Below are 12391 nucleotides of genomic sequence, written 5' to 3'. Positions count from 1 at the left end.
CCTCCAGAGACATGGGACCTTCTTTCGTGTCGGTCTGATCTGGTGGGATGAAGGGTCCAAGAAGCGACAATTGTCATGTTTTGCTCCAGGCTGATACTCGGGCCCGTCATCAGCAGGGTCCTGCGTGCGAGCAAGGGTGCATTGTCCCCCGGCACGCACAGACCCAATTAATCCGGTCGCCGACTAGGCGCACTTACATAGATTAAAGCGCCCACCCACTTGCATTCATGGATCTACTCCATGACCGAGCACTGAGTGATCTATGGCTCGCGGCCCTTCGAGAGTTCTCGCTCGATGCAGTCCGATGGCCATGTTGAAGCTGGTTGGGTGGGGGGCTGATCCGATAATGGCGCGAAAATCGGCCGAATTCATCTCATCAATTTGATCTGAAGCGAGAGGCTTAGCCGCAGAACCTTGTCGCCATTTTCATCACGCACCTCGACAAACAATTTCTGGCCGTCGACGCTTTTCAATGCGTCTCTCGTAAGATCGATAAGGCCCTCGAATCCGACTCGGCGCACCTCTTCCAGGCCAGCGCATTCGACACCTATCTCATCCTGCAAGACCAAATCGCGATCGCCGGTGTCAAAGAAAAATCGTGCCATGGGAGAGCTTCCGTCACCACTAATCTGCCGGGTTCTTTTGATGCAGGTAAGTCGTGTCGAAATCCCCTGCGTGAGTGAGGCCGGGCCAGTCGATTGCATGCATTCTCGACCCCGTGGTGGCGATCAGGCCTTCACGTCGTAGTTCCTGAAGCATTCGGTTGACGTGGACCGTCGACAAACCCAATGCGTCGCCAAGTGCGGCTTGGGTTATGGGAATATCCGCAATGTGATCCTGAATGCGTCCGACCGCCCGCAAGCGAAATATGAGTTCGCACAAAATGTGAGCCATGCGGGTGTAAGCCTCACGTCTTCCAACGTTGGTGACCCACTCCCTGTACATCGCGGCGTCGATCAGCGTCGACCGCCAGAAAGCGGTGGCGATGCGAGGGTGCTGGTCACAGATGCTGCGTAGAACATCGTGTCGCATGAAGCCCACTCGGGCCGGCGTCATGGTCGAGAAATTACAATCCATGACCGACAGATGCAGCCCGTGCAGATCGGGAATGTCTCCGGCCACGAAGAAAGACGTGATCTGTCGCTTTCCTTCGCTTGTGTATTTGGTGGACCCGACCAAACCATCCAGGACGACAAACGAGTAAACAGGATGGTCACCCTCACGCACCAGGTCGTGGTTGGCGGAAAAATCTTTCTCCTGAATCGGTATGCTTTTCAAAACCGCGATTTCAGCTTCTCGAATGTCCGAGATGGTCTGAAGCTTGCGGATAAGTACATCCGAGGATGAAGTGGGGGACAAAATGGCTACCTAGCTGATTTTGCCCACCGAACTTTTATCCCGGCCAAAAGTTCCGGATGGCGGTGAAATCCGAATGAGCAGGACCTGGTTTGCCAAAGGCGCGATCAAAACCGCGGCCCATGGAACAAACGCACCCACGGCTTTGTACGTTTTCATACCTAACGCCGCTCCGCCGGAACGTAGGGTAGGCATTCGCGGTTACGTCGGACTCTTCGGGGAGTTCGCCATGGATGAGCCTCAGACAGCTTTCATTGATCGCCTGATCAAGGAAACCAGCGTCAGCGAAAAAGACGCCCGCGAACTGATAGCCCTGCTAGGGCTCAATTGGTCGTCCTTGGTCCGGGAAGCGAAGCTCCTGAAGCCACAGGCCCACGGTGCCTCTTATATGAGCGTGGACGGCGGCGGCGTCTCTGATTTCCAAACGAATTCTAACCAGGTCTCCGAGCAAGGCGGCCATTCTAGCCCGCTGGTCGGCAAGGCTGACACGTAGCGCCCGCGCTATTACGAGTTCGTTCAAGCTTTCCGGGAGGTCTGGAAGGATGGTCGCTAAACGGCCATCGTCCGCGACGGCACCGCTGCCAACAGAAGCGGCTCATCGAGAGGCGCATCTTTGGCGCGTCGCCAGATAAGAACGCAAGACCGCGCGCGCTGCCACTGCCTGCAACACTTTAATCCGCGCCTCAGGAACGGAGTGGTCCCACTGACGTTCTCGACGGTGGCAAGGTGAGACCTCAGTGAACAGACCCATTTCGCGGACGGAAATCATCGAAGAAATGGATCACCCGTCGAATGATGGGGACCTCGCGAGAGACCAGGGCGCCTCGCCTTCCGCCGCAATCGCGGCGGCGCTGGCCGACTCCCTTGAGAGCGGTCCAAACAAGCATATTGTCCATATAGCCGCCTCGGAACGCAGTGCCGAAGAGACCGCTGCGGCTTTGCGTCAGTTTCTGCCGAGCGCGGACGTCATCTTCCTGCCGTCCTGGGATTGCCTGCCTTACGACAGGGTATGGCCGACACGCGCCAATATGGGGCGGAGGCTTCGCGCTCTGCGTGAGATCGCGAGCGAGCCAAAACGTCCGCGCATCGTGGTTCTGTCGATCGAGACTACTCTCCAGCGGGTGCCGCCCGCACCAGTCATTGCTGGCGGTTTTACAATTCTGGAACTCGGACAAGAGTTCGACCCGGATGGTTTCCGAACGAGAGCAGAGGCGATTGGATACGGTGTCGACGAAAGGGTCGACGAACCGGGCGAGATAGCCTTTCGGGGCGACCTCATGGACATATTCCCTGCTGGCGCCGATCACCCGGTTCGCGTCGTCATCGGTACAGATAGCTGCATCCGGGAACTCAAGACCTATGACCCCATCAGCCAGCTTAGCGAACAGTCGCGCGAGTCGGTCACGGTTGGGCCGGCATCCGAGCTGATTTTCGCAACGGGGGATCATCCCGAGTTGGCAGCGATGCGCGCGACGTCGATGGAAGAACGCCTCGTCGCGTTGTACGGCAGCATGCCGTCGGTCTTCGATGTGGCATCCGGCGCCTGTGTCTCCATCGCGGAAGGTCTCGAAGGCGCGCCGCTCGACCGCTTCCTGGGCCTGATCGAAGATGCTCGTGGTGCAAGGCAGGAGGTTGCCGCGCCCGCCAAACCCTTGCCGGAACAGTTTTACCTGTCGCGTCAAGAATGGGACGTCGCAGTCCGTAAACGCCACGGCACGAGTCTCGCCGTTTCTGCCGCGCGAGTTCCCAAATTCTTCCAGCAGGCGCGATCCGGGGATCGGTTCGCCGAATTTGCGGAAAGGCAGACAAGGTCGGGTGTCACCGTGGCGTTCGCGGGCGAGGCCTCCGAACTGCGGCGAGCCGATCGTCTGCTCGATCGGAAGCTTGGTCGGCGAATGGGGGAAGTGGCGGACTGGCCGCGGATCCGTTCGGCCCCAAGGGGCTCTCTTCTCAAGGCCGAGATCGTTCTCGACGAAGGCTTTGTCGACGAGCAATCTGGCATCGCGGTGCTGGCCGCGGCCGACCTGTTTGGCCACGCCTTGAAAGCAAACGGCAGCGCGGCCACCAGCATACTCGAACCCGAGTTGCGCATTGGCGACGTCGTCGTCCATGAGGACCATGGCCTGGCCACGCTGGTGGCGGTCGAACAGGTCGAGTTGGCCGGTCAGCAGCAGGATGTCGTCAGGCTGGAATATCAGGACGGAGCTTCCTTGCTGGTCCCGGTCGATGAGTTTGGGCGGATATGGCGCTACGGCTCGGAACCCGGTGCAGTGCCGCTCGATCGCTTGAACAGCGATGGGTGGCTCAACCGACGCAAGGCGGCGCTGCGCGATATCGACAGGCTGGCCAAGCGCTTGAGGGACCTTGCCAATGCCAGGTCCAGCCAGCCTGCCGCGATCATAAAACCCTCTCGCGCCGACCTTGCCCGGTTCGCGGCGCGGTTTCCCTATACCGAGACTCCCGACCAGGCTGCCGCCATCCGCGACGTGCTCGGCGACCTGTCGTCGGGGAGAACAATGAATCGCCTTGTCTGCGGCGACGTCGGCTTCGGCAAGACAGAGGTGGCCCTGAGGGCCTGCGCCGCCGTGGCCCTCTGCGGGAAGCAGGTGGCGGTGATAGCGCCGACAACGGTGTTGGCACGTCAGCACTACGAGACGTTCAGCAGAAGATTTGCGGGAACCGGCCTCGACGTCGCCCACCTCTCGAGAATGGTCGGAGCGGCGGAGGCGAGAGCGGTGAAGGAGCGGCTGCGGAGCGGTCAGGTCGCGGTGGTTGTGGGTACCCAGGCCTTGGCGGCCAAGAGCGTTAGCTTCGCCAATCTCGGACTGCTGGTGATCGACGAGGAGCACCGGTTCGGCGTCAAGTTGAAGCAGGCGCTGCGGAACATGGCGCCCTGCCTTCATACGCTGAGCATGAGCGCCACGCCGATACCGCGGACGCTGCAATCGGCGATGTCAGGCGTCCAGGAGGTCAGCGTCCTCAACTCTCCGCCCGCCAAAAGACGTCCCGTTCGCACCATCCTGGCGCCCTTCGATCCAGCTTCGGCAAGAGCCGCTCTTTTGCGCGAGTTTCGTCGGGGCGGACAGAGCTTCCTGGTGGTTCCGCGCATCGAAGACATCGATCCGGTTCGCCTGCAGCTAAACAGACTGGTGCCGGAACTCGCGGTCAAGACGGCGCATGGCGAAATGAAAGGGAGACAACTGGACGACATCATGGTCGGGTTCGCTGACGGTGACGGCGACGTCCTGTTGAGCACCGACATCATCGAGAGCGGCCTCGACGTGCCGCGGGCCAACACCATACTGATCTGGCGAGCGGACAGGTTCGGTCTGGCACAGCTGCACCAGCTTCGCGGCCGGGTCGGAAGGGGGGCGGTGCAGGCTATTGCTCTTCTTCTGACCGAGCCTGGCGTCGAACTGGCCGAAGGCACAAGAGCCCGACTTTCGACCATGATTGCGCTCGATCGGCTTGGCTCCGGCCTTGCGATCAGCCAAAGGGACCTCGACCTGCGCGGGGCAGGAGACCTTTTCGGCGAAGATCAAGCCGGACACATGAAGCTGATCGGAGCAGGCCTTTACCAACATTTTCTGCAGCGGGCGGTCTCGCTGGCTGCGGGAGGGGCCGATACCGACAAGCAGCTTGCCGACATCAACGGCGCCGGAAAAGGGGCCTTTCCCGAAAGTTACGTCAACGAGCCGACGGTGCGCGTCAGCCTCTATGCGAGGCTGTCTCGTTTGGCTGCCGAGACGGACCTCGATGCATTCGGCGAAGAGCTTGAGGACCGCTTTGGAGACATGCCCGGCGAAGTGGCGGATTTACTGGAACTGACCAGGTTGCGCATAGCCGCGGCGGACCTGGGCATCAGCAAAGTCGATGTGGGACCAGAAGGGATCGCGATTACCTTCCGCAAGAAGCCGGTGGCATCAAAATGGCGCTTTAAAAACGCACAGGGCTTCGAGTTCCGCAACGGCCGGCTGATTTTCAGGCCCCCGATCCAGTCTCGCGGCTCAGGTATCGATGCCGTCCGCTCGGTGCTCGGTGCCTTGCGTGCAGCCCGGCCGGCGCGGCGCCGCCCATGATGGGTTCGCTCGGATCACCGGTTCCAGATCGTGGGGAAAGTCCGGCGCTTCGACGGGCAGTTCGTCAGCCGGCGTTCTTTCCCTTTGAGTCACGGCCGGAAGCATTTCGGCGACCTCGATGAGGATATCCTTGACGAAGTGATTGATCTGGGCGCCCATCTACCGCGAGCCTGTTGTCTCCGATGGCGTCCGAACTTGCTGCCCGAACCAAAGTTCCCGCCTGAAACGCGTGACGAGGCGAGCGAAAGTCAGCTAATGCCGTGTCCGGCGTGCGGTTCGCTCAAGGCATCACTCCGGCTTGATGGGCCGTCATGGCAGCCATGTTCTGATCCAGATGGGCCATGATCCAGACTGAGCCCAGAACCACCAGCGCCACGATCAGCACGCCGAAGGCCAGGGCCAGGACGTTGTTGGTGTTGTCCGGTCCGGTCGTCAGGTGGAGAAAGAAGACAAGATGCACCCCCATCTGCGCGACAGCGAGCACCACCAGAGCCGAAATCACCGCCGGCTGGTAGATCAGGTTGGTCTGAGCCGCCAGGAACGAAGCAATCGTCAGCAGGATGGCCAGGCCGAAGCCGAGCAGGTAGCCAGAGAGGCCCCCCGCCATTTCGTGCTCGGTTATGCGTTCCTCGCCCGGCGCTGAATCGCGGCGGTCTGGCGTCTCGCCGGCCCCGCTCTCGCCCCCGATTTCGGTCATGGCGATACTCCTAACAGATAAACCAGGGTGAAGATTGCAACCCAGATGATGTCGAGCGCGTGCCAGAAGAGCCCGAAGCAGTGGAGCCGCCGCAAAATATCGGGTCGAAAACCCTTGACCCACAGCTGCGCCATCATGGTGCCTAGCCAGAGCAGGCCAAGTGCGACGTGGGTCCCGTGGCAACCAACGAGTGCGAAAAAGGCTGAAAGAAATGCACTTCGAGACGGGCCTGCCTGCTCGCCGGCCATCGCCGCGAACTCCTGCACCTCCAGGAGCAGGAAGGCTGCCCCGAGCAGGCCCGTAACCAGCAGCCAGAACTGGGTGGCAGCCATCGATCTGCGGTGGCTCGCGAGCGTTGCCAAGCCGCAGGTGAAGCTTGAACTGAGCAGAAGGCCCGTTTGCACCGCAACGCGCGTGGGTTCGAACAGATCCTTGCCGGTCGGTCCGCCGGCGGTTGCCTTGGCGAGCACGGCATAGGCGGCGAAGAAAGCCGAGAACATGATGATGTCGGACAGCAGAAAGATCCAGAACCCGTAGGCAACGGTGACGAACTTCGACGCAGGGCCGCCCTGTCCGTGGCCCGTCGCGGATCTTGCACCATGGCTGCCGGTGCGATTGACCCGGTATTGGTCGCGTGTCTGGCCGTCGGCGCTGATGTCGGTGGTGAAGGCGTGATCGCTCATACCGGACGTTCCCAGCTGCGCAGGAAGGCAAGCCGCGCGGCTCGGCCGTTTCGGTCTATTCGCGCGACCTCATCGGCGGGGATCTCGTAGTCGCCATGATCGCGCCAGGCGAAGACGACGAAGGTGGCGTAGGCGCCGATGAAGCCGACGATCGCCAGCCACCAAATGTGCCAGATCAGCGCGAAGCCGATCAGCGTGCTGAAAAAAGCGGTGACGAAGCCTGTCGGGCTGTTGCGCGGCATCTCGATAGGCTCGTACGCGGCCTCCGTTTCCGCGCCCTGCTCCTCGATCCCCCGCTGCTTGATGCTCCAGTAGGGTTCTTCGTTCTCGACGTGCGGCAGCCACGCAAAGTTGAAGGCGGGCGGAGGGGAGGATGTCGACCACTCCAGCGAACGCCCGTCCCACGGGTCGCCGGTCTCGTCGCGAAGCTTGTCGCGATGCCGGATCGAAACCACCAGCTGCATGATCTGCAGCGCGGCGCCGATAATCATCACCAGCACGCCGAACGCGGCCACCACCAGCCACGGCGCCCAAAGATCCATGTCGATGTGCTGAAGGCGCCGCGTCATGCCAAGCAGGCCGACGATATAGAGTGGCACGAAGACCAGCATGTAGCCGACCAAGGTGACCCAAAATGCCGCCTTCCCCCAAGCTTCGTGCAACCGGAAGCCGAATGCCTTGGGGAACCAGTAGGTGAAGCCGGCAAAGGCGCCGAACAGCACGCCCGAGATGATGACGTTGTGGAAATGTGCCACGAGGAAAAGCGAGTTGTGCAGCACGAAGTCGGCGGGCGGGACGGCAAGCAGGACGCCGGTCATGCCGCCGACGGTGAAGGTGGTGACGAAAGCCAGCGCCCAAAGCATGGGCGTGTCGAAGCGAACGCGCCCGCCATACATGGTGAAGAGCCAATTGTAGATTTTTACGCCGGTGCCGACGGCGATGACCGAGGTGGCGATGCCAAACGCGGCATTGACGTCGGCACCGGCGCCCATGGTGAAGAAATGGTGCAGCCAGACCATGAACGAGACGATGCAGATGAACATCGTCGCCGCGACCATCGAACGATATCCGAACAGCGGCTTTGACGAGAAGGTCGAGAAGATCTCGGAAAAAATCCCGAAGGCTGGAAGCACCAGGATGTAGACCTCGGGATGGCCCCAGGCCCAAATCAGGTTGACGAACATCATCTGATTTCCCCCGGCTTCGTTGGTGAAGAAATGGAAGCCGAGATAGCGGTCCAGCGTCAGCATCGCGAGCGTGGCGGTGAGGATCGGGAAGGCCGCGACGATGAGCAGGTTGGATGCCAGCGATGTCCAGCAGAACATCGGCATGCGCAGGTACCCCATTCCCGGCGCACGCATCTTGAGGATGGTCGTCACCAGGTTCACGCCGGTCAGCAGCGTGCCGACGCCGGAGATCTGGATCGACCACAGATAGTAGTCGACACCGACGCCCGGCGAGTAGGTGGTTTCCGACAAGGGTGCATAGGGCAACCAGCCGGTGCGCGCGAACTCGCCGATGACAAGCGAGATGTTGACCAGCAGGGCTCCGGTAGCCGTCAACCAGAAGCTGACCGAGTTGAGTGTCGGAAAGGCGACATCGCGGATGCCAAGCTGCAGTGGCACGACGAAATTCATCAGTCCGATGATGAAGGGCATTGCCGCGAAGAAGATCATGATCGTGCCGTGCGCCGAAAAGATCTGGTCGTAATGCTCGGGCGGAAGATAGCCTGGACCGTGGATGGCCAGCACCTGTTGCGTGCGCATCATGATGGCATCGATGAAGCCACGCAAAAGCATGAGCATCGCGAGCACGATGTACATCACGCCGATGCGTTTGTGGTCGACCGAAGTTATCCACTCGCTCCACAGATAGGGCCAATATCCCTTGAGACTTATCCAGCAGAGCACCGCTGCCGCGGCGAGGAACACCGCGAAGGCCGCACCGAGGGGGATAGGTTGGTCGAACGGAATCGCCGACCAATCGAGCTTGCCGAGCATCGTCATTCTCCCCCTTCTGCCTGCTGGTGGTGCGCAATGGCCGCCGCTCGTAACGCCTTCGGGCTGACCTGTGGCTCACCGCTGCCGCCACTTTCAGCGGGGCCGGGGCCGGGCGGCAGCGTCTGCTGAACAACCGCTTCGAACAGCCCGGGCTGCACGTGGCCGAACGAAGCCGGCGGCAGGTTTGTGCTTTGCCGGGCGAGCTCGCGGTAAGCGTCGGCGTTGAGCACGCCGCCGCCGCCACGCAACGATGACGTCCAGCGGGTGAACGCATCAGGCGAAACCGCGGTCACGCTGAAATTCATGTCCGAGAAGCCGTCGCCGCTGAAATGCGCCGACTGACCGAAATAGCTGCCCTCGCGGTCGGCCTGCAGATGCAACTCGGTCTGCATGCCGTTCATGACATAGACCATGCTGCCAAGCTGAGGCACGAAGAACGTGTTCATCACGCTGGCCGAGGTCAGCTTGAAATGCACGGGAACGCCGGCCGGGATGACCAGCTGGTTGACCGCTCCAACACCCTGCTCGGGATAGAGGAACAGCCATTTCCAATCGAGCGCCACCACTTGGATGTCGAGCGGTGGCTGCGCCGAGGCGATCGGTTTGCGCGGATCGAGGTGATAGGAACCGTAATAGATCAGTCCGCCAAGGAAGAGGATGGTGAGCGTCGGAATCGACCAGACGATCAACTCGATCCGGCCTGAATAGGTGAATTCCGGGTCGTAACGGGCATTGCTGTTGGAGGCGCGGAATTTCCAAGCGAAGGCCAGCAGTGCGATCAGCGTCGGAATGACGATCACCAGCATCACCGCCAGCGAGTTCAAAAGGATCGTGCGATTGCCCGCGCCAATTGGCCCTTGCGGGTCGAGCACGCCCCCCGCGCAGCCGGGCAAGAATGCGGCTGCGGGTATCCAGAGCAGCGAACGCGCCGGCTTGAAGGTGGGTGGCAATAACAGTGGCTGCGCCACGCATCTCGGGGAGGACGCGTCGTGAGGGCACGCGTTCTTCGCGTTTTCCATCTAAGTCTTCCCTGACGCAGAATTCGAGATACGCCCGGTGTCGCCTGCCGCCCAACGAACGCCTAACTGGCGCCTGTGACGTTTGTTCCGCCGCCGCCCGTCTTGGGCCGCCCGGGCGGCAAAGCCGGCGCGTTTTTGACAGATCTTGAGAACCGCAGCAGAGCGCTGCGCTCGGACAGGCTCAGCTATTTGGAACCGTCGCCGGCTCGCGCACGAATTTCATCTTCGGCGGCACGGCAAACTCCGTGAACCGATCAGCCAGGCTGTCAAGAGCTTGACGCATGCCCATGCCAGCCGCCGCCGCCCCATGTCCACTGATGACCATCTGCGGCTTCAGCGCGGCCAGGCGCTTCACCGATCTTTCCGCCGCATCCCAGTCCGGCGTGAAATAGCGTGGCGGACCGTGCATCTCGAGATCCTGAACGGCGACCTCATAGACCGACTCCTGGCCTGTGGTGATGAAAGCGTCCCCTACGATCAGCGAGCGGTCCTCCTCGCGCCAGAGCGAGATATGCCCCGGGGCGTGTCCTGGCGTGTGCAGCCACTGCCATCCGGGCATTCCGGGGATCGAGCCGTCGGCCGGCAAGAGTTCCAGACGGTTGCCAAGATCGATCGGCCCGCGTGGAAATAGCGGCGAGAGCAGCGCCATCAGTCCACCCCCGACCCAGGGGTCCGGCGGCGGATAGGATGTGGTCCCGTCCAAATAGGGGCGCTCGAGCGGGTGCGCGAAGACAGGCACGTCCCACGTATTCGCCAGGTCCAGAACCGTTCCCACATGGTCGAAATGGCCGTGCGTCAAGATGATCGCAGCCGGCCGCGCGTCAATCCCGAAGCGCTTCTCCGCCACAGCAAGGATGCTGCTCCGGGACGTCGGCAACCCGGTATCGATCAGCACCCATTTCCGGTCTCCGCTGCCCGGTGCGCCGAAGAACACGACATTGACGATTGCCAGCCGCAAATAACCCAGATCCGGTGCGATGCTCCAAGCACCGTCGCCACGATCCTCGCGCCTGGCGTGGTCGATATCGGAAAGTTGAATTTGAACGGTCATGTGATCCCGTGCCTCTGTTGTTTGCCGGGCAGCCGGTCGAGTTAAGCGACGCCGGTGCTACATCGCCCCGAACTTGGCTCGAGCCTCCTTGTTCCTGATGTCGCCAATCGCCACCCAGCTCGCGGCTGGTCGACCACCGGAACAAAGGCTCGGCCAGTCGGTTCGGCTTTACCCCGCTCAGGCAGGATGAGGGGTCAGCTGAGCTGAGCAATGGGACGCGGCTTGCCTGATCGGATCCGGCGTTTCGCCAAGGCAATTCGCGGTCCGAACAGGGCGGCCGAGTTTGAAACCGACTGCCCAAAGGAGACTTCGAATGGACGAAGTGGGACGCACGGACGGGCACGAAGTGGGTGAGTCGGCTCCGAAAGCTTCGCGCTTTGCCAGTTTTTTCATGGCGGGCTTTGAGTGCTCCTCGCATCGGCGCAAGGATGGCGTCCGCCTCGACCTTATTCGTGCGACTTCGCATAATTTGCATGCCCTCGGCGATTACCGGGCCTGCGCCGAACTCGGCCTGCGCACCATTCGCGATGGGCTACGCTGGCACCTGATCGAAACCGCTCCTGGAACCTATGACTGGTCAAGTTGGATGCCTATGGTCGAGGCAGCCCAATCGGCAGGGGTCCAGGTCATCTGGGACATCTTCCATTATGGATCCCCGGATCATGTCGATCAGGGGTCCATCCAGTTCATCGATGCCTATGCCTCGTTCGCGGCGGAAGCCGTGAGGGTGTACCGTTCGATAACCGGAACATCGCCTCTGTTGTGTCCGATCAACGAAATCTCCTTCTTCGCCTGGGCCGTCGAGGTCGGCTATTTCCCGCGCGTAGGGCCGAACAAGCGGGGATGGTTCAAGCGGCACCTCGTCAAGGCTGCCATAGCCGGTGTTCGTGCAATGCGGGAGGTCGATCCGGCATGCGGATTTGTCTGGGCCGAGCCGCTCATCCACATCGCGCCTCGCGACCGGACCCGCGGCGAACGGCGCCGCGCCGAAAACGCCCGACTGGGACAGTTCGAGGCCTACGACATGTTGCTGGGCCGCGTCGAACCGGAGTTGGGCGGCAGCGAGGATGTTGTCGACGCCGTGGGCCTGAACTTCTACCCACACAATCAATGGTACATAAATGGACCGACCATTCCGATGGGGCACCACGAGTACCGTGCTCTGTCGGAAATGCTGATCGAGGTCGCTCATCGATACGGCAAGCCGATGTTCATTGCCGAAACCGGCTCGGAGGGATCGGGCGGGGCGGCTTGGCTCCACTATGTCTGCGACGAGGTGCGTGCGGCGATAAAACTCGAAGCGCCGATCGAGGGTATTTGCCTGTATCCGATAACCGCTTACCCCGGGTGGGATAATTCCCGACATGCGGAGGTGGGATTGTTTTCCGTCATCCAGGCGGATGGCACGCGACGCCTCCGCCAGCCCGTCGCGGACGAACTGGTTCGGCAGCAAGATCTGTTCGCACCAAACCGGACGCGTTGAAGGAGCGGCCGGCAACCAGGCGG

At 61.4% G+C, this 12391-nt stretch carries 10 protein-coding genes; 3 read left to right on the top strand and 7 right to left on the bottom strand.

Annotated features, from left to right (window positions below):
- Positions 1-368: 368 nt before the first annotated feature.
- Together FJ950_RS00570 and FJ950_RS00565 are read right to left on the bottom strand one after the other, a co-directional pair.
- A complete protein-coding gene (locus FJ950_RS00570) occupies positions 369-605 on the bottom strand; it encodes a hypothetical protein (RefSeq protein WP_015316415.1) in 237 nt (78 codons plus the stop codon).
- A 19-nt stretch (positions 606-624) separates the two neighbouring features.
- Positions 625-1359 (bottom strand): Crp/Fnr family transcriptional regulator, encoded by a 735-nt coding sequence (locus FJ950_RS00565; RefSeq protein WP_140614625.1) that lies wholly within the window; start codon positions 1357-1359, stop codon positions 625-627.
- Positions 1360-1432: 73 nt separating this feature from the next.
- Between FJ950_RS00565 and FJ950_RS29410 the strand changes: the two genes are divergently transcribed.
- Complete coding sequence (locus FJ950_RS29410; RefSeq protein ID WP_181171007.1) at positions 1433-1849, top strand: hypothetical protein; 417 nt, start codon at positions 1433-1435, stop codon at positions 1847-1849.
- A 244-nt stretch (positions 1850-2093) separates the two neighbouring features.
- Positions 2094-5435 carry a DEAD/DEAH box helicase gene (locus FJ950_RS00555; RefSeq protein ID WP_181171004.1) on the top strand — a complete coding sequence of 1114 codons (3342 nt, stop codon included), beginning with the start codon at positions 2094-2096 and terminating at the stop codon, positions 5433-5435.
- Positions 5436-5715: 280 nt separating this feature from the next.
- Here the strand turns inward: FJ950_RS00555 and cyoD are convergent, their stop codons facing one another.
- From cyoD to FJ950_RS00530, 5 genes are all read right to left on the bottom strand, one after another.
- A complete protein-coding gene (gene cyoD, locus FJ950_RS00550; protein ID WP_140614624.1) occupies positions 5716-6132 on the bottom strand; it encodes a cytochrome o ubiquinol oxidase subunit IV in 417 nt (138 codons plus the stop codon).
- Positions 6129-6815 (bottom strand): cytochrome o ubiquinol oxidase subunit III, encoded by a 687-nt coding sequence (cyoC, locus tag FJ950_RS00545; protein WP_140614623.1) that lies wholly within the window; start codon positions 6813-6815, stop codon positions 6129-6131. The genes cyoD and cyoC overlap by 4 nt, the downstream gene beginning before the upstream one ends.
- The gene (gene cyoB / locus FJ950_RS00540; RefSeq protein WP_181171056.1) at positions 6812-8815 is read right to left on the bottom strand and encodes a cytochrome o ubiquinol oxidase subunit I; all 2004 of its coding nucleotides are present in this window, start codon (positions 8813-8815) and stop codon (positions 6812-6814) included. Before cyoB ends, cyoC begins: the two co-directional genes overlap by 4 nt.
- A 2-nt stretch (positions 8816-8817) precedes the next feature.
- Positions 8818-9834, bottom strand: a complete 1017-nt coding sequence (cyoA, locus tag FJ950_RS00535; RefSeq protein WP_140614621.1) for a ubiquinol oxidase subunit II — start codon at positions 9832-9834, stop codon at positions 8818-8820.
- A gap of 181 nt (positions 9835-10015) precedes the next feature.
- Positions 10016-10885: an MBL fold metallo-hydrolase gene (locus FJ950_RS00530; protein ID WP_015316424.1), complete on the bottom strand. Its 870-nt coding sequence runs from the start codon at positions 10883-10885 to the stop codon at positions 10016-10018.
- 313 nt (positions 10886-11198) lie between these two features.
- On the opposite strand from FJ950_RS00530, the gene FJ950_RS00525 reads away from it, so the two are divergent.
- Positions 11199-12368: a beta-glucosidase gene (locus FJ950_RS00525; protein WP_181171001.1), complete on the top strand. Its 1170-nt coding sequence runs from the start codon at positions 11199-11201 to the stop codon at positions 12366-12368.
- The last annotated feature ends 23 nt before the right edge of the window (positions 12369-12391 follow it).

It is taken from the genome of Mesorhizobium sp. B2-3-14, assembly GCF_006442175.1.
In the GTDB taxonomy this organism is placed as follows: Bacteria; Pseudomonadota; Alphaproteobacteria; order Rhizobiales; family Rhizobiaceae; genus Mesorhizobium; species Mesorhizobium australicum.
Note: the sequence above shows the minus strand (reverse complement) of the source record. Positions and strands in the feature narration are given on the sequence as shown.

What these genes read in the sequence shown, in the direction of transcription:
- FJ950_RS29410 (WP_181171007.1), top strand. Translation starts at nt 1,433, where the DNA reads ATGAGCAGGACCTGGTTTGCCAAAGGCGCGATCAAAACCGCGGCCCAT.
- FJ950_RS00530 (WP_015316424.1), bottom strand. Translation starts at nt 10,885, where the DNA reads ATGACCGTTCAAATTCAACTTTCCGATATCGACCACGCCAGGCGCGAG.
- FJ950_RS00525 (WP_181171001.1), top strand. Translation starts at nt 11,199, where the DNA reads ATGGACGAAGTGGGACGCACGGACGGGCACGAAGTGGGTGAGTCGGCT.
- cyoA (WP_140614621.1), bottom strand. Translation starts at nt 9,834, where the DNA reads ATGGAAAACGCGAAGAACGCGTGCCCTCACGACGCGTCCTCCCCGAGA.
- cyoB (WP_181171056.1), bottom strand. Translation starts at nt 8,815, where the DNA reads ATGCTCGGCAAGCTCGATTGGTCGGCGATTCCGTTCGACCAACCTATC.
- cyoC (WP_140614623.1), bottom strand. Translation starts at nt 6,815, where the DNA reads ATGAGCGATCACGCCTTCACCACCGACATCAGCGCCGACGGCCAGACA.
- cyoD (WP_140614624.1), bottom strand. Translation starts at nt 6,132, where the DNA reads ATGACCGAAATCGGGGGCGAGAGCGGGGCCGGCGAGACGCCAGACCGC.
- FJ950_RS00570 (WP_015316415.1), bottom strand. Translation starts at nt 605, where the DNA reads ATGGCACGATTTTTCTTTGACACCGGCGATCGCGATTTGGTCTTGCAG.